Genomic DNA, 25483 nt, shown 5'->3' on the forward strand with positions numbered 1-25483 from the left:
GTTATTTCTTCTCCAGCAGGCCCGCTTTCACAATGTCGTTACGGGTTGCGAACCGGGCTTCGCCAAACTGCGCGAGGCGCTTGCGGCCCGACACGAGCGCCATCGTGATCACAACCACTGGCAGGCCGGTGATGACCACCGACAGCAGCGTGCACACCTTGAGCGCGCGCACCACCGCAGGCACGTCGCCGTAGGCATGCCAGTAGTCGTACAGCGTGAACACGCCCGCGTTGCCCTCCGGCAGCTTCTGCATCTTCGCGAAAAGCTGGCCGCCGGCGAACTGGCCGAGGAACGCGAAGCCGCACAGGATCAGCAGGAAGACCACGACGGGGATCAGAATTCGAAGCGGTTTTGGCATGGTCGGTCCTCAGTGCGCGGCCGCGTCGATAGCGGCCTGGAATTTCAGATGCGTTGTCATGCGGCCATCTCCTGTTGTTGCAGATGCGCGCTCAGCTCGCGATGCAGGCACATCGCGTCGCGCACGTTGCCGAAGGGTCCGTGGAACTGGTTGCTGCGGGCCGCCGTACAGCGGTCGATCGGCTCCCACAGCAGGTAGCGCCACTCGTCATAGACTGAGTACCGCGCGATCGTCCAGCCCGTCGGGTGGACCAGCGCAAAGTCGCCGGACGGTCGCCATTTGCACTCGCTGTCATCGTTCGCGTCCGCGGCACCGGCAATCGCGGGAACCGGAAGATCTGCCTTCATTGCGGGAACTCCCCGGGTGGATCGGCGGACAGGATCCGCAGGGCGTCGCGCTGCGCGTCGTCCAGCCCAGCGTCGGGGACACCCTCGCAGCCGTACACGATCACTGCGCCGTAGAGCCGCGCCAGCGCGCGGGCCTCTGTGCTCGCAGCAAAGGCTTCATCTGACGGCGAACGCATGCGCAATCGCCCGATCGCCGCCTCGATATCGCTGATCGCGAAGTTCATACACGGTCCTCCCTGCGGACGAGCCAGTGCGCCGTGAAACCGCGCGCCCACGACGCCGCGTAGACAAGGCACAGCGCGAGCACGCCGTACTGATGAGCTCGCCACGCCATGTCGAACCAGAAAGGCTGCGCGGCCAGCCCGAAGATGCAGGCCCAGCGCCGCCAGTGCACACGCCGGTCCTGCGACAGGAAAACGGCGAGCGCACCGCACAGGCCGATCGCGATCTGTTCGATCATCTGCGCCGCGGCATCGGCGCTCATGAGACGCAACCCAGCAGCTGCGCCTTGCCGATCGGGTCGTACCAGATCTCGGCCAGTCGCCTGTTGCGCATGAACAGGACGAGATCCACCGTGACCCGCACCTGGTCCATAATGAATTGCCAGTCGAGCGTCTGGCCGACCGCGCTCTGCTTGACCAGCGTCGCGATGCGCGAATGGGCCGAACGTGCATCGTTGCAATGCACCGTCGTGATGCCGCCGGGTTTGCCCGTGTTCAGCAGCGTCAGGTAGTCCCATGTTTCGTCACCTCGCAGTTCGGCGAGAAAAACACGATCGAACGTCATGCGCAGGGTGGAGCGCACCAGTTCCTTCGCCGGCAGCGTGTCGCTGAAGAACATATGCACGCGGTTCGGGTGATTCGGCAGCGATAGCTCCGGCGTGTCCTCGATCGTGCCAATCCGCTCATCGGACGGCACGAGGTCGGAGAGCGCCTTGTTCAGTGTCGTCTTGCCTGAGTCGGTGCCGCCGGCGAGCGCAATGTTCAACCGATTGGCGACAGCAAGCTCGAGCATGCGCCTGACGTTGCGCTGACCCTGCGCCTCAAGCATCCCGAGCTCGAACGGCTGCAGGTCGAGCCCGGGTGGCATGTCGCGGCGCGGCGAGACGTCGCGATATCCCTCAAACCATCCGTTGGTCTCATACTCATCAGCCGTAAAGCGCACATTCGACGGGATACGGATGGTGATCGAGATGGTGTCCTGCTCGCAGGCCGGCTGCATCAGAACGTGCCCGCGTTGCCCATCGGGCAGCACCACCGGGTGAATGGGCTCCTTCGTCGAGAACTTGCCGCCCTTCATCACCGTCAGGGCGTTCGCGAGCTTGAAACACGCATCGAGCGTGCAGGCCGGTGCGTCGTGTCGTTTCCACCCACCGCCGCCCTTTGTCCAGATCTCACCGGGACGGTTGATCGCAACTTCGGTGAGGCTACCGTCGAAGAAGTTTGAAATGCCCATCTGCTTGAGGAAACTGCGGGCGATCGTGCCCTTCTCGATCACATCAATTACCACTGCACTCATGAGTACTCCTTTGTTGGTTAATGTCACACCCATTCGGCGACCTGCCGGGCACGGTCAACGAGGCGTGGTGCCCGTATCCTGCGGCTCGATCTGCACTGACACGCGATACGGGCGGCGATCATCCGGCACGCTGCTGGCGAGTTCGCGGAGCGTTTGCGCCGGCGATGTGGAAACCACGGTTGCGCTCAGAGGCGCGGCCGGCCGGGTCAATTTCCAGGCCGCACCGCCAATCGCCACTGCGCATAGCCCCGCTGCAAGCAGGACGTGTGATGTGCGTGGCGCAAGGCGGTCGTGAATCGGTGCGGGTTCGGCCGACTGACGGGTAGTTGCGCGTGATTCCGTCGTGTTACTGACCGCATGATTGGCTGGCTCATCGAGTGGCGGCAACGCGCTGTCGCCCCACTCCGAAATCGTCAACCCGATACGCGCCCCGACATTACGCAGCAGGTTGCGTCGCAGCGGCGCTGACATGTCGTCGATCCGGCACCCGTCGAGGGTCATGCAATCCTCGAACGCGTGCTCGTCGGCGATCTGCCGAAGTGGCAAGACATCAGGAACCACACGCGCACGCCGTGCATCGACCCGTTCGGCCAGTTGCCGAACCGTCGTGCCGTAGAAACAGAAACGCAGTGCGTCGCGCAGCTTCGTCTCAAACATGTCGCGATCGAGGCCGTGCAGCGGGAAATCGTCCGGGTAGGTGATCTTCAGGTTCATGGGTCCGTTCCTCATTGCTGCCCGTTCTGGCCAACCGGGCTGCCCTGCGCGTCGACGTTCTCGTACACGCCGGTCAGGTCAATGTCGCGCGCCACAAAGATATTGATGACAGAGCCCTGGTTTGAATAAGCCGTCGGCGGGATGTTGATGGTGTTTCGCAGCGTCTCCGCGGCCACATCCTGCGTGGCGTTCGAACTGTTGGAGAACGTGATCGTCTGGCCTGAGCCAGTCGCCTTGTTCGCCAGCGCCTGGCCGAAGTCGCCAATCAGGCTGACCATCAGTGCGCCCTTGAACCGCAGCCAGAAGTGCTCGTCAACGTAGGCCGGAATGCCTGCGGCACCCAACGGATCGGTAGCCGGCGAGTTCAGTGGAATGTGTACGTCGCCGTCGTCGATCTCGTCCCAGATAGCGCCGATCACGCCCTGCCCCTGGATCACCGCATCACGCTGCTCGCCCTTCGCCATCGCACCCTTGCGAACGAGCAGCGTCGTGCCATCGTCGGACCACACGTCCTGCGCGATCGGGCACCCGATCAGGCCCGGCCGGTCGGTACGGATCGCCGTCGATTGACCACAGCGGATCATCGTGTTGCGACTGAGCAGGTAATGCCTGTTCGGTCGGAACGAGGCCTGCATCGGCTGCAGCTTCGATGGCTGCAACGACTGGTCGATCGCGGAGCCCTTGCCGTCGCCAGCGCCCGCGTCCGCCTTGCTGGTTGAGCTGGGCGCACCGCCTGCACTGCCGCCGCGCAGCGCTGACATGCCCATCGACTTCGCCAGACCTGCCAGACCACCGGCATCGTGGCCGACGGCTCCAGTGCTGCCACTGTCGCTGTCGCCAGCGGCTTCATTCGATGCCAGGGGACCATCTTTGCTCTGGCCGGAATCGTTGTTGCCCTCATTGCCCCTACCCGCGACGAGCACGCTGCCCTGCAGGCGGCGCTCGGCCGGAGTAAGCGGCCGTGGCCGGTTGCTCACGGCCACCGCCTGTCCGTTCGTCTGCGATGCCGCGCCGGCCGGCGTCGCGAGGTGGGAATTCGCGGCAGCGGCGGCCGCAGCCTCCGACGCTGCACGGGCCTGATCTTCCGCGCGTTTGATACGTTCCTTCTGCGTCTCCAGATCCGCACCGGCGTCACTCGCGCCGCTGTCTTTCGGTTTTGTCAGCGCCGCCTGTTTCGCGTCCTGATGCTGCTGGAACAGGCGCTGCAGATAGATCGTGACGCCCGATGCACCCAGCGCAATAACGGCGAGCGCGACCAGCACCAGACGCAGCTTGCCCACGCGTGTTTTCCGACGGCCAGGCAGGTCGAGCGAAGGCTGCGGGCCGACGTCGGTCGACCCCGCGTGTTCCATTTCGTTTCGTTCAGTCATACCCTGTTCGCTCCCTGATCAGTTCGTCGGTGCATCGGTATGGTCACGTGCGATGCGCGCGCTGCCCGGTACCGACGAGCCCGAACGGTTGTAATGACCATCAGGCGAATAGCCGTCGTTGCGGATACCCAGCACCGACTGGCCGTAGCGGATGACAAACGACTTCGACACTTCGTGCACGACGACCGTATCGCCCTCCATATGGAAGTTCGCCGTCGCCTCGCCACCGTCGGGAAGCTTCGTGAAGATCGTCGGCAGGTCACGCGCGGTTGCGTACTTGAAGTACGTGAATCGGCCGTCGTCCCACAGCGCGGTCGGCGCGAGTGCACGATCTCCGCGCATCATGTACTGGATATTGGCCGCGGGAACTGACGCCACAGGCGTGGATTTCGCAGCGCCCACGCTGCTCACGATCGATGCGGGAATGGCCGGCCCATTGCCCTGTTGACTGCCCAGCGCAGCGCTTACCGCCTGCGCACGGCGTAGCTGCGCGCTCGCCGCTTTGGCACGGGTGTCCGGATAGTCGAAACGCAGTATCCATGTCGCCGGCTGTGCGGCCGACACGTCAACAAGCGAGAGCGGATAGGTGCGCCGGTTGGTGACCAGCAGAAGATTGGTTTCTGGCTGCGGCGCACCCGGTTTGAGCATCGCGCCACTGTCGTTGATGGCCACGTGCCAGGCCTTGCCGTCTCCGATGCCCTCGCCGCTGTTGATGATGTGTTCGCCTGGCTCGAACTGGATCATCACCGCACGCCCCGGCATGGTCGCCACACGATAGGCCTGATCCGGATCGTAGGTCGCGCACTGGATGTGCGGGTCCGACCCGCAGCTGCGTGGCGTTTCGAGCGCTCGCGCGTGGATCGGCGCCAACGCGAAGCCTAGTGCGACCGCCGCTGCGCCTGCTGACATCCGGATCGTTCGTCCTTTCATGCTCCACCTCCGGCTGCCGCAGAGCCCGACGCCGATCCCGACGTCGCCCCGGCATCGGCGGGCGCCCGGGTCCAGTCTCGCGTGACCTCGTAGCTCGTGCAGCGGAAACCGTCCGCGTTGAGATCCTGCTGATCCTGCTTTTCCGGAACGTTGACACGCTCGAATGCGACCGTCGCAATCCAGTACGTCGGATCCGGCCGTTTCGCTGCGGGATTCAGTGGGACCAGTTGACGCGAGAAGAACACCTGTGCGGCGGGTGCGAACGTGATCGAACCGACGTGTGCAATGACCCGCGCCTGATCCTTCAGAAGCTTGAGCGGGCCCACCGGGCCGCGCACCAGCCCGTCATAGGCTTCCTTCTCGTGGTCGTCGCTCATGAACATCACCGCGGCGTGCGTGTCCGAAATCGTCTCCCAGTCGTAGCTCTCGCGTAGTTCGACGTAACGGTGCAGATCCGCGCGATCGGTTTTCTCGGAAAACGTAACGTGTCCGTTCGCGGTTGTCGGCAACACGTCCACCTTCCCTGTCGTGTCGTTGACGCGCAGCACAGCCGGTGGGTTCGGCCGCCTTAGGAGTCCTAAAGCCCCCATGCCAGAAACAGCGGCGAGAGCGACAACGCCCGAGAGCACCGAGCGCCGGTCCGCGATACGGGCCTTCTCTTCCGCCGCTTCGACCTTCGACTTCTCGAAGGCCTGTGCCTGTTTCAGATACCAGCCGACCGCATCGCGCTCACCTGACTCAACACCGCTCACCGGCGCGTCTGCGCGCGTGGTCGACCCGACCGGGCTTCCCTTACGTTTGCGCGCGTTCGCTCCCGACGCAAACCATTGCCTGATAGTCGATGCCATCCTGTTCCTCACTTCGGTTCCGTATGGCCCGACTGCTGGGCCAACGGTTGATTGACGGGTACCCACTGACCAGTCGGCTCGGGTGGCTTTGGCGCCGAGCTGCACGCCTGCAGCGCGAAGGCCATCAGTAAAATAGCGACAGGAGATTTCATGGTCTCCGTTTCTCCTTTGGATTGAGCAAAACAGGCGTATTGCGTGGCATCTAGTAAAACAGCTTGATCGATACCATCGCGCCGATCGTTGCCACCACCGCCGCGATAAGCCACCAACGTGCGATTGTCTTGAATAACCTGATCATTTTTTACGCCTCACTCAAGCTACCGCCGGTCTTCGGCGATCCGCCGCCGCCCATTTTTCCAAGCGAGCCGGCAAATCTCGCGACGCTACCCAGCTTGCCCACCATCGTCGAGATACCGACACCGCCCGCGAGAGACGAAGCCAAACCCGGCAGGTTAAGCGAGATAACCCAGAAGGCCAGCCCCATGATGTCCAGGTCAATAACCTGCGCTATAGAGGGGGATCCGTTCAGCGGTACCACGCCCATCGCGAAATTTACTTCGAGTGCACATGCAGCCGCGAAGAGCGCGACCAGCAGGGTGTAGTTCATGCATTGACCGACCCAGTTCCAGAAGAACTGTCTCGATGGTGGGAAGAGCGCCGCTGAGATGAACAATGGACCGAGTGCGAGCAGAAGCCCAAGCGCAAACTTCGCCAGAATGATGTACGCAATGGCTATCGCCATGAACGGGCCACCGAAAATGATCATCAGGGCGATCGTCCAGATGGCCGCAATAACCTTCAGGCCGGACGCCTGCGCATAGATCGCCTGGGCTGCATGGATGTATGCATTGAGCAGGTTATCGAGGCCGGACACCGGGTTGCTACCATTGGTCAGCGCGCCGGCCAGTTGTTCGCCAAGACCATTGAAGAATGGAACGACGTACTCACTGTAGAACTGGATGTTCATCCCGCAGGTCAGGATGAGCGCCCACGTTGCCATGCGCATCAGGAAATCGTTGATCGGCTCGTCGTTGCGCCCCTGCCAGTACGTCCAGAGAATCAACAGGACATAGATGCTGAAGCAGGTGGCCATCAACGGAGAGATCAGCGAAATGATGCGGGTCGAACCGGTCGAGATCGTGTTCAACACGTTCTGGTCGAACGAATTGGTCATTGAGGTGAAAAGCTGGACGTCTGCCACGGATATCTCCTGCTTCGGTCAGGGGTTGATGGACAAACCCGATTACTTCAGCCCGGCCGCGCTGGCTTCGGCATCGTCGCTTGCGGCGTTGATGCCCTTCGCCTTACGCTCGGCGGCGAGTTTCTCAGGCGTCGTGCCGAGAAACGCCGCATCGAACTTCAGATCCTGCTGCTGCTGTTGCTCTTCCTGCAGGTTGTGCTGGTGACGATCCCACGCGAGGTATCCGAGGTAGCCCGCGATCGCGACCAGCAAAGCGATGATCGAGCCGAGAAGTGTCTTATTGATCATTGGTTTTCCCCAGGAATGCGTTGTCGAATTCACGATCGCGCTGCTCTTCGGCAAGTTTCAGCTCAGCCTGCTGCAGTTGCGCGGTGAGCTGCAGCCGCGTCTGGTCATTCGTGACCATCGCCTCTTCTGCGGCCATGCGATTCTGGAGATCCGCTTTCTGTGCCGGATCCTGCGTCAGATTGGACTGCTGCATGAGCGACTGGATGTTGTTCAGGCGCGCCATCGTCGCGCTGTACGCCTGCTCGTTCATCGCCTTGTTGGCCGCGAGCGTGTCGTAATAGCGCTGCTGACCGGGCGTGCCGGCACCGGTCATGCTTTCCTGCTGCTCGATCGAACGCATCGACGAACTGATACCCGAGAGACCGCCGTTCTTCGCCTGGTCGTAAATGTTTTGCCACTGTTCCGGAAGGTAGTTACGCAGCGACGCATCGTTCATGATGTTGCCGAAACTGCTGTTGCCAGTCAGCGCACGGTACTGGTCTTCCTGATTCTGGATCTGCTGCCCCAACTGCTCGACCTGCATCATCTGTTGCGCGAGCTCCGCCGGCGAGATGGTCGGCACACCCTGCGCGTGAGCCTGTGAAAACGCACACGCGCACAACAACGCGACCAGACTGCGACGAGGCCAAAGCGTAATTCCCGGCAGATAGGCAAAGGCGCTCATGCCGGCGCGCGTTGATCGTGCCCGCAGCGCCTCGCGAAGGTTCCAGATCGCTGGGTCAACCGGCCGGCGCACGGCCGGATAGACATCGGTGCTGTTCATTGCTACCTCCTCACGTTTCAGCACGTTAAGCAAAGACTTCGTCATCCACCGGCTGATTAACCGGTGGATAGATCTGCGCAAGTTCGGCCCGTTTGCGCTCGAGGCCGCGCTGCAGCTCGGCGGACCACAAACGCTCATCGGCGCCGTGCTTCGCCGCGAGCCGCGTGCGCAGCTTGCGTTCGAACACGCGGTACAGATAAACGGGCAGCCAGACGTCCGGATCGTCGCCAAACTCGGCGCGCACCCCGTCGCAGATCAGTGCGTTCTCGCGATCGCCAGAGAACACCGCAATCGCATCTTCCAGGCCGCTCAGGTCGAAACTGGCGAAGGCCGACTGGTTGCCCTGCTTGATCAGGAATCGGCGCGACTGTGGCGTGAGTTTTTTGAATTCCCTGAACTCCTTGCGGGTCATGCCGTCGCGCAGATAGGCCTCTTCTTCGGCCGCCGGATCGGCCAGCCAGATCTTCGTCGCGACCAGACTGCGCAGCGCGGGAAACAGGTCTGCCGCCCGCTGCGCCTGCTCCGGCTGTTGCGTGATCAGTCCCATGAATTCCCCTTCCTTACGCCCGCTCGCCAGCGTTTCCTCGATCTGCTCGCGGATCGTGCGAAAGCGCAGCGGCAGCCAGTACTCCTCGATTACGGTCAGCATCAGGGTGCCTTCCCGACGCATCAGTTTCTTGAGATGGAACAGGTAGGCAAATGCAGGCTCCGACGGCTCATAGTTCTCGACAAGAAACGATTCAACATCGAAGCCGATCCAGCGTTGCTCGCTCATGTTCAAGGAGAGATTGGGCGGGTTATCGAACACCCACCAGAACCGGCCGCCCTCCGACTTGCACCAGATCGACAGACGTGCGCGCAGGCCGTCGTCGCCTTCGTCCGGAATGCTGTCCAGTAGCAGGCTGAAGCGGCGCAGCCGAACGTCATCGACCCCCATTACCGCATCGACGGCGTTGCGGCAGTGAATCTTCTCGCCGGCCGTCAGGTCGATCTTGATTGGCTTACCCTGATGGTCGACACCGTTCTTCCTGCCGCACAGTTCGGCGAGCCCATACAGGAATTCGCGATTGTCTGGCGTGTCGGCGAGCTCAAACGGCGCCCATTCAGTCGGCTTGCCTTTCTCCAGATAGACATAGGCGCCGCCCATCGCCCGGATGAACACTTCCCAGCCACGGCCCTTGTCCAGCACGTACAGCATCGGATCGAAGCGGGACAGCATGCCCGTCGCCGCCACGACGACCGTAGACTTGCCGCTGCCCGTCGTGCCTTTCGCTTCAAAATGGCCGGCGACCTTCTCCGAAACGTTGATGTCCCCCATCCGGCTCGCGTGCGAACTGTAGTTGTAGACGCCCGAATCCGAGCGAAACGGGATGACAGCTGACCCGTCACCAATAGGGTTGCCCTCTGCCTTGCCAGACGAGTAGTCATGGCACGTGTACATCGCCGCGAAATTGCGCGAGGACTGCACTTTCGGTCGCGGTTTGACTCGCGCGCCCGGGACCTGTGAGAAGTACGTGAACGGCGCCGATCCCGTCGCGGGCGACCATTCAACTCCACACTCGTTGCGCGAACGGGACGCAAACCTGTCGGCGTTCTCCAGCGCCTCTTTCGCTGTTTCGCCGTAGATAACCGCCGCACCGTGATACTCGCCGAACGACAGTTCACCCGTGTTCACGTAACCCTGTGCGTCGCGCAGTTCCTTGACCTGATGCTTCGCCTTGTCGCCGGCCGACTCCAGCTTGTTGATTGCCGAATCGATGGTCCGGTTTGACTCGAATCCCGTCATGCAGTTGAACGTATGCGTAATCGTGAATTCCATGTTCAACGTGATCAACGGGTCGAGCTGGCCCCAGCCCGGCTTCTCCGGGCAACTGCGAAGGTCGAGGCAGGTTGCAACGCGCCGGTACGCCGGCACGTCGCTCGCTCCGATCTCGAGCGTGTTGTACCCAAAATGCAGATGGCTCGACGGGATGACATCGGTGCCGGGTTCCGCTGCGACCGGCAGATCGCCGGTCTTCCCATTGACGAGATAACTGACGAGCCCATACAGGGGCGAGAACAGCATCTTCGTGCCGTTCATGTGCTTGCGCTCGTACACTTCAAGCAACTCGGCTTCATACTCGGCGAACTGCAGCAGCGCCTGTTGTGCGAGAGACCCGATTTCTTTCAACCCGTCGTCGAACTCCTCGTATTTCAGGATCAGCGACAGGTAGTAGCGGTTCTCGAAGAACTTTTCGTCTCCGAAACGTCGCCCGATGTACTCGCGTACGAACCACTGCAGGAAGCGTTGTTTGAACCGGTACACGCGATCAAAACTTACGCGCTGTCGCACGAACGTTGCGTGATATCCAAGGCGGCCACCCAGGTCGCGACCCAGCTTGCTGTACGCTTCCGTATCGCGATCGAACATGCGCTCCATCGCGACGTTCTCGTGCACCTCGAACGGCACGCCGCGCATGGCCAGCGTCACCATGAACCGGTTGCCCTCCAGGTGCTGTACGTGTTTCGTGACCGGATGCCCGTACTTCGGAATCCAGTCTTCCACGGCGCCGATCGCGCCGAGGATTTCGCTGGTGACGGCGGGTCTGCTTTGCATCAGGCCTCCGGATCGAGCTCACGCAGCCGGCGCTCACTCTTGGACAACGGTTTGAAAAAATCGCGGTAGACGCGACGTTGCCGTCCGTATCGCAGCGGCGCGAGCGTAGCGGTATTGCCGAAGCGCGGGGCAGCTCGCCCGGCATTTAGCCGCGCGCGGACCCGCAGCTGCCAGAAGTAGAAGCGGCAGCGCAGTTCGAGCCACATGATCCGCAGACCCTGGTCGTCGGTTTCGCAGATGTGCTTGAAATACAGCAGCACCGGAAAGCCCAGGAAGACGAACAGCAGACCGCCTGGTCCGACGAAGAAGGAAATCAGCACGCCGACAAACATCGACGCGACGACGACAACCAGCGTCGCCATATAAGGAACGCCCCAGATGGCCGCCGTGCGGCCAAGGCCGTTGAATCCGGGATAGCGGGTTTTTTCATCCGACATGGCGTGCTCAGCTGAACATGTTCCACAGATAAGGTGCGAGCACGCCGACCACCGAGCCCACCGCCGCCACCTTGCCGCACATCGTCACAAACTCGCTCCAGTGCGCGCGATCGGCCCAGCACTCCGCCCCTTTCCACATCAGCACGCAGGCGGCGACCACGCCGAGGAACGAATAGAGCCAGATCTTGAAAGTGGTCGCGCCCTGCGTTGCTGAGTCCAGCCCCCCACCCGCGAATGCGACTTCGGGGCCGATCGCGATGCCCAATGCCACCGTTTGGCATGCGCGGGTCACGATTCGCTGCGCCGTTATGCGATACGCATTACCTTTCAGTTGTACTGATTTCATGATTTTAAGTTTTGCATTGCGATGCATGGCTTCTCCTTTCAGGTGGTCGAGATCAGGCCGCGTCGTCGCGGCTCAGATCAGTTGCAGTCATCGTCGCAGGCAGAATCGCCGAACGCGTCCCACGACGGGTGCGGTGCGGCCAGCCGTTGTTTTGAGCCGCCTCGATGCGCGGAATAGTTTTTGGCATCGGGTGCTGCAGCGTGCGCCGGTCTGCCGGACTGACGGTCCATCACAACAGGAATCGCCGGAACGACGTTGGTTGAACCTGCCGCCATCTGGGCGTTGGCAACAACTCGCTGGACGTAACTGGTGCCGTCGGCATCGGCTGCCTCGCCGCGCGAGAAATTACCGCTGTAGTAACAGCTGATCGCAGCACGTAATGCGGGTGTTCCCTGCCCCATTGCTGCGGTCGCCCGCTGATAGCAGTCGTGCAGGATGGCACTGCCCGCGCGCAGGTTTTCGCACGGGTCGAAGGCGGTTTCGTAGGTCAGTCCGTAGCGGGCGAGATTGGTCCTGTTGACCTGTCCAAGCCCCATGCTGAAATTGATGCCTTGCGCTTCGAGCGCTTTCGCCGTCACCACCGCTTCAGCACGGTCACGCGGCTGGCGAACAAGGTGGCCACCAACGACGCCGATCGCGTACGGATTGAAGCCGGACTCAGTCCTTACGACTGCCTGAAGCGTCGTGGGGTGTACGTTCGGCGCGCATTGCTGGGCCAGGGAGTTGAAATCAAGCATCACTTCCCCCTTCGCCAACGTTATGTCGCCGACTGTGCCCGAACGATATAATGGCTTTAGCCATTGTCGACCTCTCAGGTTCCAACAACTGGTCAGGTCGGCGCCAATGCTCGCTACATCGGCGCTGACCGCTCCTACACCCTCACCTACCCTTCCCTGGCTGGCGTTACCTCGCAAAGATCCGGCTCGCTCGGCTCGTTCTCGCGATTTACGACGCCGTCCTTCAATCCCAGCAAGACCGCCGCGTTGTGCGCGTGTCCGCGCCTGCCCTTAAGTCGCCCTTGCAGCACACCGTTAACGATGTTGCGAGGGATTCCATGTTTTACGGCCCAGCCCGAAACGGAAATGCCACACCGATCGAACTCTGCCCGGACTTCCTTTAAGGTTTTGAGTCGCATGCGATCGCCGTATACTGAGCAAAATTATTCAATTTCACACAATATAGGCACGTTTGTTCCTATTGTCAAACTTTGAGCACATTTATGCCAGAAACATTCGGCGCCAGATTGATTGCCGAGCGCGAACGTATGGGCCTTGCTCAAGGCGACATGAAAGCCATCGCAGGAGTTAGCAGGCGTACGCAGTTCAATTACGAACAGTCCGTCCGGCTCCCTGACGTCAGCTATCTGGCCGCACTTGCAACGCACGGGTTCGATATCGGGTATTTGGTTACCGGAAAACGCTCTCCTCACGGCGGGGTAGTTAACGAAGCCTTGCTACGCAACGTGTTCGTCGCTGTTGAATCGGCTCTTTCCAACGCAAGCCATTCGATTGACGTTGAAAAGAAGTCCAAGCTCGTCGCCCTTGTCTATCAAACCTCCGCGGAGAACGGTCAGGTCGATCCACTTGTCGTGCAGAAGGCAGTCGACCTGATTTCCTGACTACTTCATCACGCGGTGATCGACTCCGCCGGACTGGAACAGTTGGCGGGTAAAATCACCACCCCTGCTTTCGCCAGAGCAGCGCGAACCTGACTCGCGAAGGCCACCGCGTGCGATCCGTCTCCATGCAGGCACAGCGTCTGCGGGTTAGTCGCGACCCAACTGCCGTCAGATGCCCGGACGCGACGATCGCATACCATGCTGATGGCTTGTTCACAGGCTTGGCCGTCGTTCTCGAGCAGCGCGTTCGGCTGGGATCGAGGCACCAGCTTGCCTGCCGGCGTATAGGCGCGGTCGGCGAAACCCTCCTCGATCGCGACTAGCCCTTCTTCGCGCGCAATCCGGACGAGTTGCCCGCCCGCGAGGCCGAATATCGCAAGGTCGGGATCCATATCACGGACAGCGTGCACAATGGCGCGGGCCAGGTCAGCGTCCTCCTCGGCCTGGTTGTATAAGGCTCCGTGCGGCTTCACATGCATGACGCGGCCACTCAGCCCCGCCACAACCGCAGCAAGCGCACCGGCCTGGTATTGCACGCCGGCGTACACCTCATCCGGCGAAAGGGTCATGACAGCCCGACCGAAATTCTCGCGATCAGGAAAGCTGGGATGCGCGCCGATCGCAACGCCCCGACGTATTGCCTCCGTCGTAACGCGTCGCATGGTCAGCGGATCGCCAGCATGCCATCCGCATGCGACGTTGACCGACGTGGCGTAGCCAAGTAGTTCAATGTCATGGCCGAAACCCTCGCCAATGTCGACGTTCAGATCAATTGTTTTCTCTTTCATGCTTTGCCTCATGCTGTTCAGTTACACAACGGCGGCCGGTGCGGACAGCGCCGTCACCAATCACCACGTTTCTGAAATCACACACAGCGCTGCTGCCCTGAACACGCAGCACCATGATTGACGGCGCGCTCTCGGGCAGCAGCGTCTCTGTGCGCTCCCGGGCAGACATGTGCGATAAGCTCGCGGCAAACATCAGCAGGTACGCGATCACAACGGCTGCTGCGAGCGCACGACCACTCAGGACAGTTTGTGTGCGCAATGCGCGGCTTCTAACAAGGTCAATGGACATGCGTTCTGCGCCGATGGCGCCCCCTTTACCCGGAACCGCGTGACGATGTCGGACTCATCCGGTGAGACCCGAGAAAGCCAGTCATTCAGACGTGCCTGCCCCACTTCGTGAAGACGTTCGCGCAATGTGTCGTCGATGGACGTATTGACGGCTACGCCCGCACGCCGCATCTCCGTATAGTTCCGCTCGATGCGTGCCGGCAGCACCGCCCACTGCTCCTGTTGCACTACAGCGCCTGCTTTGTCCAGCGCGTGCCGCAGATGTTCCGGAAGCGCCTCATACCGCGCCTGGCTCATGACGACAAACGAAACGGGGAACGCGTAATGGATCGCGGCGAAGTTGGGCAGATCCGCTTGCAGTGATTTCCCGACCGCCCCATCGCCAGACGACAGAACACCGTCGAGCGCGCCAATGCGCAGCAGCGGCCTGACGTCCTGAACCGGGAGGGCCGCTGCGTGCGCGCCGAAGCCTGATAGCACCGTGGCTGAGGCAGCGTCGTATGTGCGGATCCGGAGACTTGCCATGTCGGCAGTCGTAGCTATCGGCTGACGCGACCACAATCCAGTGGGTGGCCACGGCGAAATAAACAGCAGGTGAAGTCCGGCGCGCGACAACGCATTGCGGTAAGCCGACTCTGCGAGGCAGGCAAGGTGCCGGGATTCGTCGACCGACTGGACTTCGAAAGGCAATGTAGACAGTTCGAAAATCGGATCGAGATGGGCCAGCGCTCCAGTGAACACGTCGGCTACCTGCAGGCGGTCATCCAGAACGGCGGACACGAGATCCGATGTCTCGTGCTTTGCCTTGAATTCTGTCTTGCCGGTCACGGCCCCACCTGTCTCTCTGGACAAGGCTGCGGCAAATGACTCGACGCCACGACCAGCCACGGTATCCGCCGGGTACTCAGTTGCAATTGACCATGTCTGGCCCGCATGCGCCGCAGGGATCATCGCGCCGCAAACCAGAACAGCCGCAAGCGCAGCATCTGTTGTTAGTTGTACTAATTTGTTCCAGATCATCGGTGAGTTTGGTCGGTAAAGTACGATGGCTACCACTACTCGATCGCAGGGCGCGACCAAGGCGCGGTGTAGGTACTTTAGCGAAGAAGGCCATGTCAAAACCAACTGGATTTTGACATTCCCAAACGCTCACTGGTTTGGTATAGTACTTGGTTGTTCCGCGAAAATCGCGTTTTCGCTATTCAACCAATCCGCTGGCGGCCGCCGTCTCGGCGGCCTTGCCGATATTTGGCGTGCCGAGTTTCGCGTTGATCTTCGTGAAGATCGCATATGCTGTTCTTTCCGAAACGCCAAGACTATCCGCGACATTGAGCGCGGTGCGGCCGGCGCGGACCATGCGCAGTGCAGCAAGCTCCCGTTGATCCAGGTTGAAGAGATTTTCTGCCTCGTGGCGCAGCGTTGCGAGGCGCCAATCGAGTAGTGCCAGAGCCAGCGCCCTCAAAAGCACGCGATGCTCCCAGAGCGCACCCTCGCCCGTCGACTGGGGCTGCTCATTACTGACCTGAAGCACGCCGACCCACGCATTTGAACGGGAATGCGCCGGACATACCAGGCTGCTGCGAAAACCATATCCGACTGCATCGTTCATCAACCAGTAATCGTCGCTACCAAGATCGATGCGGGAGCCGACCGTCGGCGCTGCATTTCTCTTTGCGTACTCAAGGAATGGATCGAGCCTGTACCACAGGCGATTGATGTACTTGTGCAGCCATGCCGGATGACAGCCAATCAGGCAGCGCTGTTCGTCGACGCCCCCCGTCTTCTCGTTCACCCGTAACCAGTGATAGATATAGGACCGTCCTCCCAGCTGGGTGACGACGCGACCGGCGAGCGCCATCAGTTCGCCTTCGTTCGAGCACGCATCGATCAGGCCAATTTCTTCGACTGGATCGACCTGGCTATTCCGGGCTTTCCGGTCGGTCTGGGGGCGGATCTGTTCGCGTCGCTCCCGGTCGATAGATTGATACTGCGCGCGCAGGTGATCGCCGTACGGATCGGCTGCGGCGAACTCCGTCAACGCGTCACCATCCTCTAGCGAGAGAATCTGGGTCAATACAACGTCGTCGCTTCTGACAAGCCGCCGCTCCAGCACACAGAAAGCATCGGAATTCCGCCATAGACTCAAAACGACATGATCGCGCGCAATCTGGACGTCAGCGTCAAAAAGGATCTGCCTCGAATCAGCCGTTTGGTCGACGATGGGCTTCTGCATGATTGCTACGCCGCTTTTCCAACGCGCAAATCGGCTGGAGCGACAGGCCGGGAGAAATAGAACCCCTGGGCTTCGATATCCCCGAAGCGACAAAGCCAGTTGGCCTGCTGCTCCGTCTCCACTCCCTCGACGATCAGGGACAACCCCAGATCGCGCGTGAGCGAGGCAATGCTGTTGAACGTCGCGAGAGCCGCCTTATCGCCGGGGACACCGCGCGTGAAACTGCGATCAATCTTCACGCCGTCAATCACAAGACTTGTGAGCTGCGACAGTGACGAGTAACCGGTGCCGAAGTCGTCAAGCACGACCTTGACGCCGGACAGCCGCAACTCCTTCAGCCGCCTCGTCACGGCAGTGGAGTCCTCAAGGATGGCGGTCTCAGTGATTTCCAGCTGCAACCGGCGAGGGTCGATCATGTACTGGTTGAGGCATCGATGTACGACACGCACCAGGTCCCCGTGGACCAGCTGCGCGGCGGAAACATTCACCGACAGATAGAGTGGTCGCGAGTCACTCTCCTGCCACTCGCTGAATTGCGCACAGGCCTGCTCGAGCACCAGTTCGCCAATTGGCACGATGAACCCCGTGCTCTCGGCGAACGGGATAAAGTCCGCAGGCATGACAGTGCCCTTTTCAGGATGTCGCCAGCGCGCCAGAGCTTCAACGCCGCGGATCTCCCCCGTACTCAGGGAAACGATCGGCTGATATTCGAGGAAAAATTCGCCGTTCAGGATAGCGTATTGCAATTCCTGTTGACGTTCGATATCCCGCATCGCACGCGTTGACAGGTCGGGTGTGTAGACACGATACCTGCTCGTGTTCGTAGGCTTGCCCTCACCCTTCGCTGCGTACATTGCCAGATCGGCTTGCCTCAGGAGATCATATTCTGCGTCATCGCTATCGGTGTAGACAGCAATGCCAATGCTCACGCGAATGACATAGCTGTTACCGCGCAGGCCGAAGGCCAGCTCGAAAGCGTCAACGATCGACTGGGCCAGGTTCCGCGCCCTGACTGATGCGCCCATGCCGTCGACGACAAGCACGAATTCATCACCGCCCACGCGGGCGAGCAGGCGCTCCTTCCCCGCCACTTTAGCCAGTCGTCGCGCCACATTCTGGAGGAGCTCGTCGCCCGTCTCGTGACCAAGCGCGTCGTTGATGCGCTTGAAGTTGTCGAGATCAATAAAAAGCAGCGCCAGTCTGTCGATCGGACTGTCGCGTCCGATCTGGCGGCGCACGGTTTCGGTGAGCAGGTACCGATTCGGCAAGCGGGTCAACGCGTCGGTTTCGGCGAGATCCTGCATCCTTCCCGCGAGATGACGCATCTCTTCCCTGCCGGCCAGCAGCTCACCCATCATCCTCGTGATCAGCCCTGCGCTCAGAATCAGCACGACGGTAATCACACTGGACATCAGGATGTACAACGTCCTTGCATGCTGGTAGCCCGCCAGCGTGTCGTGCTCCGACAGTCCGACAAGAACAGCCACTGGGTAATGCGAAAGATGTCGATGCGTCACAAACCGGCGAACGTGATCGACAGGATCATCGAACACACCACCTTTCGCGCCCACCGTCTCGCCATACGCCGACGCGGGTGGCCCTGCTGGCGACGCCGGCTGACTCCCTGCTCGTCGGGACAGCAGATAGCCGTTATCCGATATAACCGCGAGCATTCCACCAGGACCAAGCGCCTCGAGGTTGTAAAAACCGTTGGTGAGGTAGTCGGGGTCTTCCGACACCACAACGACGCCCGCGAACGAGCCGTCGGGGTGATTCAACCGGCGCGTGAACTGCAATGTCCATTGATTCGATACGCGGCCAACCACCGGCTGGCTGATATACAGGCCAGCATCAGCGTTGGCCTGATGGATCAGAAAATGAGGCCGGTCGGCGAGATTGACCTGCTTCGCATTGGGCGTCGTGGTCTGCATGACCTCGCCGTTGGCGCCGACCAGCGTCACCTGCAATGCAGTGTCAGCGGAGATGAGCCCCTGTCGCCGGTATGTTCCTAGGTCGAAGGTCGACGGCGAGCGCTCATATTCATATTTCACCCAACGGACCGCGGCATCCGCATCGTGAACGGTCCTGTCAATATGCTGGGCAAATGCCGAGGCCAGTTGCACCGATGCCGCAACGGCGGCATCGTGCGTTTCCCGCCGTTCGGCCTGAATGCGCAGGAAAACTGCACTCCAGATGACAGCGACAATAACGAGCGTTCCCGCCGGGATCCAGGCAAGAGACAGGGGGTGCCCCCGCCGTGCCGCAGGTCCACGCCATTTCCTGACGACCCGCATCAGTTTCCCGGAAGATCCACCAGCCATTGCGTCGTCCGCCCTTACCGGATCAGGTCACCACACGTGTCTCCACGCGAGTGCACGCGTGACACGAAGCCGATCACTTCGTGTTCGTGGAGATTTATCCGAAAACGATAAATCGTCTGACGTATCGGCGGGACGATTTTTACGAAATGTTACAGTGCCATGATGGGATGTGGATTGCAAGAACCCGAAGGAACAACGATCACAGCTTCAATGTTTTGGCGATCGTCGTCAGCCGCGCGATGAGGCCCCCTTCGGTTTAAGTGGTTACTCGACACTTCCACTGGCGCACTGGTGCCGTTACGACTGGGGGGGCCCATCCAGTTGGGTAATGTGGCCAGTTGCGCCGAGTATCTCCGCTGATCTCGCCCTACTCGTCAGTGACGTGTCGCGGCGTGTGGGAACACAAGTTCGAGCATGAAACGGATAAAGCCGTAGGCGAAGAGCAACGCCAGCGGCAATGCTGCAACGACGAACCATGGTTTCCAGAATCGCCCACGTTGCCTCGCTCCGCGGGCATCTGCGTCATGCCGGCCTTGGGCAACCATCCACCGCAGATCGCCGCTTGCGGTGCTGCACGGTACTTGCTGTTTCGTTCTTTTCACTTCAATCGATCTCATATCCGTGCCCTTCCGGCGTTACACATGTCGTTCCTGAAAACCTTGTCCGCCGCTCCGACAGTTTCAGGCTCATACCGAACCGCAAACGAGGATCACGCCGTCCGGGAGCGTCCGGAACAGGATATTGTCTCCCTCGATCGACATGCCGCTTCCAGCGCGCTGGTGGAGATAGGAAACCACGCCACCGCCAACGAAATGCAACGTGTGCGATGTCGTGTCGTGTCGTGCACGTGCGCGATGTGGTGGCGCAACACTTTCGACAGATCCTCGATCTGCACCCGCCGGATGAAAGGGACGGTCCCACTGATAGCACCCGACTCGGAGACCAGATACCGCTCTCCGGTCGGCCCCTCAATCAGATGGCTACCGTCCGGAAAATCCGTGCGCACGCCCCCGGGAATGTCGACCGGCGTCATATTCGGCGCATGGCCAGGCCGCGATGCGAGGCCGCCTCGCGGAGGATCGCGTTTATCGTTCATGGCGTTCATGGTTCAGCTTCCGGGGACCTACCCTTCTGTTCTATTCGCCGGTTCCTGCGCACGCGCGACCATTCATCGATCGAGCAGTGGCAACAACAACCGCACCAGACAACGCAACGTTGACGCCGACACATCGCGAAGCCTGGGACACGGACTGAAGCGAACTCAGGCGGCGAGGTCGGACGGCAACTTCCCGCCGTTGGCTGCCAGCGCCTGCATCACCTGCCTGTGTAGCCAGACGTTCATGCTCGCCGAGTCGTTCATATCGCCGTCGTACTTGAGTTCCTGCGCGAGCTGCTTGCGATGTTCGAGGCTGCTGTCGACGCGAAGCGCCTTCATCGTATCGACGATCGACGTGCGCCAGTTCAGCGTTTCGCCGCTTTCGCTCACGAGCTGATCCATCACGGCCGCGACGTCGATGTCAGCCAGCGGTGCGGGCGCGGGCGCAGCGTCCGGAGCGGCAGCCTGGGCTGCTGCGGGATCCGGCGTGGGTTCGGCCGCGGGCGGCGCTTGATCCGGCTTAGCCTTGCCGAACAGCTTGTTCACGATGTCACCAAAGATGCTCATATCAAATCTCCCAAAGGGTTGGTTATTCACGGATGCGCCGTGCCGCCCGTGACAGGCCTGCCCGGCCCATGCTACATGATGTGTGCGACGCGGCCGCCGCAACATGTTCAACAATGGCAGTTCACGCTCCAGCCACGCGGCTTTCGCGACGCGCTTCAATGCTTTTCATGGCCCGGTGCTTCCGAGCGCGAGGTCGTCGTGACAACCCCGTCCACTGAAAAATGAGCATCGAACATCGAATCGCCAGGATAGCCGCCGTCTGCCCAGTGCCAGCTCAAAACCTCCTCTTTGCTCAACGCGTACCGGGCAACGGTTGCCGGTTTGCCAAGCAACCGGCGCACGTCGTCCTTTGTCATCCCCGGTACCACCTTCGCGAAATTCTCCGCGGTGAGTGCCTGCGTGATGGTGGTCAGCCTGCCATCCGGCGCGAAGTCAAGCATGTACGTTTTCGCGCCGTTGGGTCCGCGCGGATACTCGTACCGTTGCGACCCGTCTTCGTTTTGCCACACAATCTCCGGCTTGCCGGCCTGGCGGCGCACATCGTCGACGGTCGAAACGCCCGGTTGCAGGTTACCGAACGCCATCGGGTCGGGCTTGACCGCATTGATCGCGTCAGCGACCTTCTGATCGTCGCATCCGGCAAGCAGTGCGCCGAGCGTGGCCGCGACGATACACGTCCTCAAAAACATTTTCTTCGCCATTTTGTAGACATCCCGTTTTTACCCTTCGACGACTGATCTCAACACGAACGCTTTATCGATCCATCCGCTGCCGCGCGTTGCGTCGCCAGATGCGCGGGGCCGTCCTTGGTGGAGTGGCTCACTGACGCCATGATCGGGATGGGACACAAGCTGAACGATGCCGCGAGTCGAAACGCTCACTGGCAGCCGGGCAATTTTCTCCGTGCGAAACCACTGGCAGCGGGCGATTTCATTGGCTGCGCGAGGCGCCGCATGATCGCGAAGATCGGCGACGAACACGTGGTGCAACGTGTTCGCCCCGCCAAACTGGAAGAGCCACGTCAGCCGTTCGGCAACGAGCGAGGTCTCCTCCTCGAGTTCGCGTCCCGCCGCGTCGACCAGCGACTCTGCACGGCGGACCTTGGGGTTCGGGGAGCAACGGAACAGCCAACCGACTTAAGCCATGTACGGGGGTTATCGGCCATTGGGGATCAACCGAACGGAAAGTGTACTTAAGCGCCGTCAGCCCGTTTTCTGTTTGGCGCAGCGCGTTCCCGCTGGCGCCTTTTTCATCTCATCGATGAGTCGGCGCGTGACCTGAACCTCGGCGTCGGCTCGCTCGGTCTGTCGCTGCGCGTCCTGCAGCAGCGATCGGGTATGCGCCAGCTCATCAGCTGTGGCCAGATTGGTGGAGGTGAAAGAGATCTTCGTCTCGGCGGCCCCGACCGGCTCGAAAGAACTGACCCAGCGGGCGCTGCGACGCTGCATCAAACCTCGCAGCACTGGCTCCGTCATGCCTACGCGCGCACGCTCGTCGTTGACCATCAAGTGCCGCTGCCGGCTGCGCAGACGCTGCTTGGTCACGCTTCGGTGCAGACCACCGCGCTCTATTGCGCATAGGGCGAAGACGGACCTGACGCGGTTCCGCAGCTTTGTTGACCAGACGTTTAGCGGCCGATGATCGGCGCGTTGCCAACATGGGCCACATGGGCGGCCCGGCCTTGCACCGGAGCGAATGCCTACCGGCGCCCAACTGCCTCGACAAGCTCACACATCGCCGTTTCCGCCTGCGCTCTCGTGCACCACCGAATACCCGACATCGGGAAGACAAACACTCGCGTGCCGAAATGATGCGTCAAATCCGGGTTGAACCCGTAGGAGGACTTTTTGTGCACGCTGAAGCGATGTAGGAGCACTTCGTCGAGGACTTTCTTGTAGACGAACACGATCACGGCTGGACGATGCACACGGATCAGCTCCAGAATGCGATCCATACCATCTTTGTACTCATCTCGCGAAGGCTCGCTCCCGTACGCTCTCGGAACCTTGACGATGTCCGCGATTCCGAAGCCATGATCGAGCAGCGAGTCGTCCTCGAACTCGGTGGTCGGGTTGAAAAGGCCATAGCCCTTCAATCGATTCCAAAGCGCTTTGCCCTGTCTGCCCTGGAAGTAGTGACATGCGTCGACACTCTCCGGTACCGGAGCCTTCGCGACGAATAGCACCTTCAGTCCAGGCCGCTCCGGGAGGATATCGCGAAGCGTTCGAACTTCGCGCCCGTCAACGGTGACGGTCGTGCAGTTACCGGTGGTCGGAAATGAGGACGGCACGGCTACTCCCAGCGCTTAACCGCGTCAAAACAAAAACTTGGCGACCACCAAAGCGGCTACCACCCACAGCAGGATGTTCAGCTTGAGCTTTATCGCATCCAGTTGTTTCTGCATCGCAGTGTGTATCGTTTCGCTCACCGTTGGTTCGGGCGTCGCGCTTTCCGCGTCTTGCACTAAGGCCGGTATTTCGGTGAAGCGCGCCAGAGCTTCGAACTTTTCCTTCGTGTTAAAGAAGTCGCGCAGCCTGACGTAGGCGGCCCAAGGGTCACCAGTGACAGCAAGGGTCTTGGCCGACTCCAACTCTTTTGGCAATACCGTAGCGGGTACGCGCTGATCCGGCCACGGCGCGATCATCGTGGCGAACTGGTAGATGCAGACTTCCCGCGCGGCCTTTCGCCACTCGTCCTCTGACAATTCCGAGAGATCCCAGAGTCTGGACTGAGTGTCGCGTTCTAACCAACGCTGGTACGCCTCCCTGAATTCTGAATCCTCACTCAAACCCGACTTCTCCACCCCGTCATCTAGGAGAGACCTTGCCAATATATTCGCCTCAGCATGCGCCCTGAAATGCGACCTCCTTACCCGACCGTCATCTAGATATTTCCAGCATAAGCGTTCATTCATTGCGCGCATCATGACCGGCGGCAGCCGAGCGTCTGTAGGTCCTACTGCGCACATGCGCGTGGGATCCGAGAGCAATCCGGTGAATTCCTCCAGGCTCATATCCACGTGGCCACGAGCTGCCTCGCGTAGTACCCGCTTCCATTCGTCGTGCTCGGGTGTGTCTTCGCCAGGTTCGTCTTTGCAGAGGATGATCGTGGCGCGTAACTTCCCATCGACGTCCTTGCGTCGCAGGAATCGTTCGAGCCTGTGGGCAGACAAGGACAGGATTTCAAGGACGGGCACTGGCGGCAACTCGTCAATCAACCTTGTGGCCGTATCCTCATACGCGGCCGGTAAATTTCCGACCGCCTTCCATAGGCCCGAAAGACCCTCGTACTGCTCCCCATACCTCCAGTACTCCAGCGTGCGGTGCGATACTTCTTCCCGCAACCATGCCACGAATTCCCGTGCCATCTCATCCAGCTCAGCTGGCAGCATCAATAACTCCATGGCCTTGCGCATAACGTCGGCGAAGTACCGGCCGACGCCGTGTCCTCGCAAGTGAGCGAGCCGTTGCTCCCGTGGCATGCGACAGAAAATCTCGGGCGCCTCTTCGGAATCGAAAAACCTATCAGGGAAGACGTGCTCGTCCAGGGCAAAGCGGACCAGCGGAGAGGGGTCGTGACGGACACGTTCAACCAAAGCGGCTCTTCGAGTTTTGTCCTTGGCCGAAAACCTAAGCCAGTAGCTGCGGGCGACCAAGTAACGAACGTAAGCGTTCGGGCTCGCCAGAGCCTTTTCCGCTAAATCCAAGCCTTCGTAAATCGGGTTGGAAGTTACTATGTGAAGTACTCGCATTTGCGATTCGGCGGAAAGTCCGTCCCACGCCTCAAGCAGCATAAGGTGGCTACTTGGCCGGTCAATACATAGCTCGTCCGGATGGTTCACAGTACCTGGCTGGTTCATCCACTATCCCCCTTGGCATCGCCTCAAGAAACAGACACTCGTCTGGCTTCGATGCGCGCAGCTATATGGTCCGGATCTCGTGAGAAAACAAGATTTCGTCGATCCGGCCAATGAAGGCATGCGCGCTCGTGATCGTTATTCGCACATTTTCCAGCGTTATTTGCAGCCACGCGCGAGTAGATATTCGTTCGCCATTCACGAGGAGGCCGTGGCGAGTTACGTCCGCTGCGCGATCAGCCGGCCGAAGCCGCTTAGGTACAGTTTCCGTTCCATTGATCCCCAAAGGCCTTATCCAGCCAGCCGAGTGCGTGCCAAAAGCCGCGCTACAGTGGATGGATGCACGCTAAACAGTCTGGCGGCGTCAGCAGCGGTCTGCGCTCCGGAATTCACGAGCTTCACAATTTCTCGTTGTTGACGGACATTGAGTTTGGGTCGGCGCCCGCCGATCCGTCCTTCTTTTCGAGCCGCTACCAGTCCATGGCGAGTACGCTCGCGCAGCATGGCTCGTTCGAATTCGGCGAAAGCGCCGACGATCTGCATCATCATCCGGCCTGCTGGTGAGGTCGTATCAATCGCCTCCGTCAGGCTCTGAAATCCCGCTCCCGCTTGTTCAATTCGCTCCATCAGATTCAGCACGTCTTTCAGCGAACGCGAAAGGCGGTCCAGTTTCCAGACGATGAGTACATCACCCTCGCGGATCTGTTCGATGACGCGCAGCAATTCGGGGCGTTCCCAGCGCCCGCCGGATGCCTTCTCTTCGAATATGCGTCGGCAGCCGGCCTTCTTTAAGGCGACAAGCTGGGCGGCGTTGTCTTGCGACTCCGTCGAGACGCGTGCATAGCCGAGCTTCATGACGTGTCCTATGCCGATGTAACGCTGCACAAACCAATTGCCATTGCTGTTGATTGTGCAATATATTTGTGCACCATGCAAACGCTTGGCCCGTCGTGCGCGGAGTTTTGTTGCGCAAACGAACGTTTGTGCAATCGACCCGCGA

At 60.6% G+C, this 25483-nt stretch carries 30 protein-coding genes and 1 pseudogene; 2 read left to right on the forward strand and 29 right to left on the reverse strand.

The features are described 5' to 3' along the window. Position 1: 1 nt before the first annotated feature. From AC57B6_RS10240 to AC57B6_RS10320, 17 genes are all read right to left on the reverse strand, one after another. A complete protein-coding gene (locus AC57B6_RS10240) occupies positions 2-358 on the reverse strand; it encodes a hypothetical protein (RefSeq protein ID WP_496421207.1) in 357 nt (118 codons plus the stop codon). Positions 359-414: 56 nt separating this feature from the next. Beyond that, positions 415-705 (reverse strand): hypothetical protein, encoded by a 291-nt coding sequence (locus AC57B6_RS10245; protein WP_496421208.1) that lies wholly within the window; start codon positions 703-705, stop codon positions 415-417. After that, on the reverse strand, positions 702-929 hold the full coding sequence (locus AC57B6_RS10250) for a DUF3717 domain-containing protein (RefSeq protein ID WP_496421209.1): 228 nt from the start codon (positions 927-929) through the stop codon (positions 702-704). The genes AC57B6_RS10245 and AC57B6_RS10250 overlap by 4 nt, the downstream gene beginning before the upstream one ends. After that, positions 926-1189, reverse strand: a complete 264-nt coding sequence (locus tag AC57B6_RS10255; RefSeq protein ID WP_496421210.1) for a hypothetical protein — start codon at positions 1187-1189, stop codon at positions 926-928. The genes AC57B6_RS10250 and AC57B6_RS10255 overlap by 4 nt, the downstream gene beginning before the upstream one ends. After that, a complete protein-coding gene (virB11, locus tag AC57B6_RS10260) occupies positions 1186-2223 on the reverse strand; it encodes a P-type DNA transfer ATPase VirB11 (RefSeq protein WP_496421211.1) in 1038 nt (345 codons plus the stop codon). The genes AC57B6_RS10255 and virB11 overlap by 4 nt, the downstream gene beginning before the upstream one ends. Positions 2224-2277: 54 nt before the next feature. Then, positions 2278-2937 (reverse strand): hypothetical protein, encoded by a 660-nt coding sequence (locus tag AC57B6_RS10265; RefSeq protein WP_496421212.1) that lies wholly within the window; start codon positions 2935-2937, stop codon positions 2278-2280. Between the two features lie 11 nt (positions 2938-2948). Continuing rightward, positions 2949-4307: a TrbI/VirB10 family protein gene (locus tag AC57B6_RS10270; protein WP_496421213.1), complete on the reverse strand. Its 1359-nt coding sequence runs from the start codon at positions 4305-4307 to the stop codon at positions 2949-2951. Positions 4308-4325: 18 nt separating this feature from the next. Continuing rightward, on the reverse strand, positions 4326-5216 hold the full coding sequence (locus AC57B6_RS10275; protein WP_496421301.1) for a TrbG/VirB9 family P-type conjugative transfer protein: 891 nt from the start codon (positions 5214-5216) through the stop codon (positions 4326-4328). A gap of 17 nt (positions 5217-5233) precedes the next feature. Further along, positions 5234-6085, reverse strand: a complete 852-nt coding sequence (locus AC57B6_RS10280; RefSeq protein ID WP_496421214.1) for a VirB8 family type IV secretion system protein — start codon at positions 6083-6085, stop codon at positions 5234-5236. A 301-nt stretch (positions 6086-6386) separates the two neighbouring features. Beyond that, positions 6387-7259, reverse strand: a complete 873-nt coding sequence (locus AC57B6_RS10285; RefSeq protein ID WP_496421302.1) for a TrbL/VirB6 family protein — start codon at positions 7257-7259, stop codon at positions 6387-6389. A gap of 69 nt (positions 7260-7328) precedes the next feature. Then, on the reverse strand, positions 7329-7574 hold the full coding sequence (locus tag AC57B6_RS10290) for a hypothetical protein (RefSeq protein WP_496421215.1): 246 nt from the start codon (positions 7572-7574) through the stop codon (positions 7329-7331). Continuing rightward, a complete protein-coding gene (locus tag AC57B6_RS10295) occupies positions 7564-8337 on the reverse strand; it encodes a TrbJ/VirB5 family protein (RefSeq protein WP_496421216.1) in 774 nt (257 codons plus the stop codon). The genes AC57B6_RS10290 and AC57B6_RS10295 overlap by 11 nt, the downstream gene beginning before the upstream one ends. Before the next feature lie 25 nt (positions 8338-8362). Next, the gene (locus tag AC57B6_RS10300; RefSeq protein WP_496421217.1) at positions 8363-10933 is read right to left on the reverse strand and encodes a VirB4 family type IV secretion system protein; all 2571 of its coding nucleotides are present in this window, start codon (positions 10931-10933) and stop codon (positions 8363-8365) included. Further along, complete coding sequence (locus AC57B6_RS10305) at positions 10933-11370, reverse strand: VirB3 family type IV secretion system protein (RefSeq protein ID WP_496421218.1); 438 nt, start codon at positions 11368-11370, stop codon at positions 10933-10935. Before AC57B6_RS10305 ends, AC57B6_RS10300 begins: the two co-directional genes overlap by 1 nt. A gap of 7 nt (positions 11371-11377) precedes the next feature. Then, positions 11378-11716, reverse strand: a complete 339-nt coding sequence (locus AC57B6_RS10310) for a hypothetical protein (protein ID WP_496421219.1) — start codon at positions 11714-11716, stop codon at positions 11378-11380. 77 nt (positions 11717-11793) lie between these two features. Then, entirely contained in the window at positions 11794-12453 is a 660-nt protein-coding gene (locus AC57B6_RS10315; RefSeq protein WP_496421220.1) for a lytic transglycosylase domain-containing protein, read from the reverse strand. A gap of 146 nt (positions 12454-12599) precedes the next feature. After that, complete coding sequence (locus AC57B6_RS10320; protein WP_496421221.1) at positions 12600-12851, reverse strand: DNA-binding protein; 252 nt, start codon at positions 12849-12851, stop codon at positions 12600-12602. An 84-nt stretch (positions 12852-12935) separates the two neighbouring features. Between AC57B6_RS10320 and AC57B6_RS10325 the strand changes: the two genes are divergently transcribed. Beyond that, entirely contained in the window at positions 12936-13334 is a 399-nt protein-coding gene (locus AC57B6_RS10325; protein WP_496421222.1) for a helix-turn-helix domain-containing protein, read from the forward strand. Positions 13335-13342: 8 nt separating this feature from the next. Here AC57B6_RS10325 and pxpA read toward each other — a convergent pair whose 3' ends face one another. From pxpA to AC57B6_RS10370, 9 genes are all read right to left on the reverse strand, one after another. After that, positions 13343-14122, reverse strand: a complete 780-nt coding sequence (gene pxpA, locus AC57B6_RS10330) for a 5-oxoprolinase subunit PxpA (RefSeq protein WP_496421223.1) — start codon at positions 14120-14122, stop codon at positions 13343-13345. Then, entirely contained in the window at positions 14103-14411 is a 309-nt protein-coding gene (locus AC57B6_RS10335; protein WP_496421307.1) for a hypothetical protein, read from the reverse strand. Before AC57B6_RS10335 ends, pxpA begins: the two co-directional genes overlap by 20 nt. Then, on the reverse strand, positions 14360-15430 hold the full coding sequence (gene dctP / locus AC57B6_RS10340) for a TRAP transporter substrate-binding protein DctP (RefSeq protein WP_496421224.1): 1071 nt from the start codon (positions 15428-15430) through the stop codon (positions 14360-14362). Before dctP ends, AC57B6_RS10335 begins: the two co-directional genes overlap by 52 nt. A 178-nt stretch (positions 15431-15608) precedes the next feature. Beyond that, complete coding sequence (locus tag AC57B6_RS10345) at positions 15609-16643, reverse strand: helix-turn-helix transcriptional regulator (RefSeq protein ID WP_496421225.1); 1035 nt, start codon at positions 16641-16643, stop codon at positions 15609-15611. Between the two features lie 5 nt (positions 16644-16648). Continuing rightward, positions 16649-18964, reverse strand: coding sequence for a bifunctional diguanylate cyclase/phosphodiesterase (locus AC57B6_RS10350; RefSeq protein ID WP_496421226.1), 2316 nt, complete (start codon positions 18962-18964; stop codon positions 16649-16651). 709 nt (positions 18965-19673) lie between these two features. After that, entirely contained in the window at positions 19674-20069 is a 396-nt protein-coding gene (locus AC57B6_RS10355) for a hypothetical protein (RefSeq protein ID WP_496421227.1), read from the reverse strand. Positions 20070-20225: 156 nt separating this feature from the next. Then, positions 20226-20627, reverse strand: coding sequence for a DUF3597 domain-containing protein (locus tag AC57B6_RS10360; RefSeq protein WP_496421228.1), 402 nt, complete (start codon positions 20625-20627; stop codon positions 20226-20228). A gap of 155 nt (positions 20628-20782) precedes the next feature. After that, entirely contained in the window at positions 20783-21316 is a 534-nt protein-coding gene (gene bamE, locus AC57B6_RS10365) for an outer membrane protein assembly factor BamE domain-containing protein (protein ID WP_496421229.1), read from the reverse strand. Between the two features lie 30 nt (positions 21317-21346). Further along, positions 21347-21754 carry an NUDIX domain-containing protein gene (locus AC57B6_RS10370; RefSeq protein ID WP_496421303.1) on the reverse strand — a complete coding sequence of 136 codons (408 nt, stop codon included), beginning with the start codon at positions 21752-21754 and terminating at the stop codon, positions 21347-21349. A gap of 244 nt (positions 21755-21998) precedes the next feature. Here AC57B6_RS10370 and AC57B6_RS10375 point away from each other — a divergent pair. Further along, positions 21999-22207 (forward strand): annotated as a pseudogene (locus AC57B6_RS10375) (tyrosine-type recombinase/integrase); the annotation flags it as partial. A gap of 119 nt (positions 22208-22326) precedes the next feature. Here AC57B6_RS10375 and AC57B6_RS10380 read toward each other — a convergent pair. The 3 genes from AC57B6_RS10380 to AC57B6_RS10390 form a co-directional block, all read right to left on the reverse strand. Further along, positions 22327-22917: a uracil-DNA glycosylase family protein gene (locus AC57B6_RS10380; RefSeq protein WP_496421230.1), complete on the reverse strand. Its 591-nt coding sequence runs from the start codon at positions 22915-22917 to the stop codon at positions 22327-22329. Between the two features lie 24 nt (positions 22918-22941). Next, positions 22942-24486: a hypothetical protein gene (locus AC57B6_RS10385; protein ID WP_496421231.1), complete on the reverse strand. Its 1545-nt coding sequence runs from the start codon at positions 24484-24486 to the stop codon at positions 22942-22944. Between the two features lie 288 nt (positions 24487-24774). Further along, a complete protein-coding gene (locus tag AC57B6_RS10390) occupies positions 24775-25338 on the reverse strand; it encodes a recombinase family protein (protein WP_496421232.1) in 564 nt (187 codons plus the stop codon). Positions 25339-25483 lie beyond the last annotated feature (145 nt).

The organism is Paraburkholderia sp. BGA-UO-ETr-F12 (assembly GCF_059567945.1).

What these genes read in the sequence shown, in the direction of transcription:
- AC57B6_RS10240 (WP_496421207.1), bottom strand. Translation starts at nt 358, where the DNA reads ATGCCAAAACCGCTTCGAATTCTGATCCCCGTCGTGGTCTTCCTGCTG.
- AC57B6_RS10245 (WP_496421208.1), bottom strand. Translation starts at nt 705, where the DNA reads ATGAAGGCAGATCTTCCGGTTCCCGCGATTGCCGGTGCCGCGGACGCG.
- AC57B6_RS10250 (WP_496421209.1), bottom strand. Translation starts at nt 929, where the DNA reads ATGAACTTCGCGATCAGCGATATCGAGGCGGCGATCGGGCGATTGCGC.
- AC57B6_RS10255 (WP_496421210.1), bottom strand. Translation starts at nt 1,189, where the DNA reads ATGAGCGCCGATGCCGCGGCGCAGATGATCGAACAGATCGCGATCGGC.
- virB11 (WP_496421211.1), bottom strand. Translation starts at nt 2,223, where the DNA reads ATGAGTGCAGTGGTAATTGATGTGATCGAGAAGGGCACGATCGCCCGC.
- AC57B6_RS10265 (WP_496421212.1), bottom strand. Translation starts at nt 2,937, where the DNA reads ATGAACCTGAAGATCACCTACCCGGACGATTTCCCGCTGCACGGCCTC.
- AC57B6_RS10270 (WP_496421213.1), bottom strand. Translation starts at nt 4,307, where the DNA reads ATGACTGAACGAAACGAAATGGAACACGCGGGGTCGACCGACGTCGGC.
- AC57B6_RS10275 (WP_496421301.1), bottom strand. Translation starts at nt 5,216, where the DNA reads ATGTCAGCAGGCGCAGCGGCGGTCGCACTAGGCTTCGCGTTGGCGCCG.
- AC57B6_RS10280 (WP_496421214.1), bottom strand. Translation starts at nt 6,085, where the DNA reads ATGGCATCGACTATCAGGCAATGGTTTGCGTCGGGAGCGAACGCGCGC.
- AC57B6_RS10285 (WP_496421302.1), bottom strand. Translation starts at nt 7,259, where the DNA reads ATGACCAATTCGTTCGACCAGAACGTGTTGAACACGATCTCGACCGGT.
- AC57B6_RS10290 (WP_496421215.1), bottom strand. Translation starts at nt 7,574, where the DNA reads ATGATCAATAAGACACTTCTCGGCTCGATCATCGCTTTGCTGGTCGCG.
- AC57B6_RS10295 (WP_496421216.1), bottom strand. Translation starts at nt 8,337, where the DNA reads ATGAACAGCACCGATGTCTATCCGGCCGTGCGCCGGCCGGTTGACCCA.
- AC57B6_RS10300 (WP_496421217.1), bottom strand. Translation starts at nt 10,933, where the DNA reads ATGCAAAGCAGACCCGCCGTCACCAGCGAAATCCTCGGCGCGATCGGC.
- AC57B6_RS10305 (WP_496421218.1), bottom strand. Translation starts at nt 11,370, where the DNA reads ATGTCGGATGAAAAAACCCGCTATCCCGGATTCAACGGCCTTGGCCGC.
- AC57B6_RS10310 (WP_496421219.1), bottom strand. Translation starts at nt 11,716, where the DNA reads ATGAAATCAGTACAACTGAAAGGTAATGCGTATCGCATAACGGCGCAG.
- AC57B6_RS10315 (WP_496421220.1), bottom strand. Translation starts at nt 12,453, where the DNA reads ATGCTTGATTTCAACTCCCTGGCCCAGCAATGCGCGCCGAACGTACAC.
- AC57B6_RS10320 (WP_496421221.1), bottom strand. Translation starts at nt 12,851, where the DNA reads ATGCGACTCAAAACCTTAAAGGAAGTCCGGGCAGAGTTCGATCGGTGT.
- AC57B6_RS10325 (WP_496421222.1), top strand. Translation starts at nt 12,936, where the DNA reads ATGCCAGAAACATTCGGCGCCAGATTGATTGCCGAGCGCGAACGTATG.
- pxpA (WP_496421223.1), bottom strand. Translation starts at nt 14,122, where the DNA reads ATGAAAGAGAAAACAATTGATCTGAACGTCGACATTGGCGAGGGTTTC.
- AC57B6_RS10335 (WP_496421307.1), bottom strand. Translation starts at nt 14,411, where the DNA reads ATGTCCATTGACCTTGTTAGAAGCCGCGCATTGCGCACACAAACTGTC.
- dctP (WP_496421224.1), bottom strand. Translation starts at nt 15,430, where the DNA reads ATGATCTGGAACAAATTAGTACAACTAACAACAGATGCTGCGCTTGCG.
- AC57B6_RS10345 (WP_496421225.1), bottom strand. Translation starts at nt 16,643, where the DNA reads ATGCAGAAGCCCATCGTCGACCAAACGGCTGATTCGAGGCAGATCCTT.
- AC57B6_RS10350 (WP_496421226.1), bottom strand. Translation starts at nt 18,964, where the DNA reads ATGGCTGGTGGATCTTCCGGGAAACTGATGCGGGTCGTCAGGAAATGG.
- AC57B6_RS10355 (WP_496421227.1), bottom strand. Translation starts at nt 20,069, where the DNA reads ATGAACGCCATGAACGATAAACGCGATCCTCCGCGAGGCGGCCTCGCA.
- AC57B6_RS10360 (WP_496421228.1), bottom strand. Translation starts at nt 20,627, where the DNA reads ATGAGCATCTTTGGTGACATCGTGAACAAGCTGTTCGGCAAGGCTAAG.
- bamE (WP_496421229.1), bottom strand. Translation starts at nt 21,316, where the DNA reads ATGTTTTTGAGGACGTGTATCGTCGCGGCCACGCTCGGCGCACTGCTT.
- AC57B6_RS10385 (WP_496421231.1), bottom strand. Translation starts at nt 24,486, where the DNA reads ATGAACCAGCCAGGTACTGTGAACCATCCGGACGAGCTATGTATTGAC.
- AC57B6_RS10390 (WP_496421232.1), bottom strand. Translation starts at nt 25,338, where the DNA reads ATGAAGCTCGGCTATGCACGCGTCTCGACGGAGTCGCAAGACAACGCC.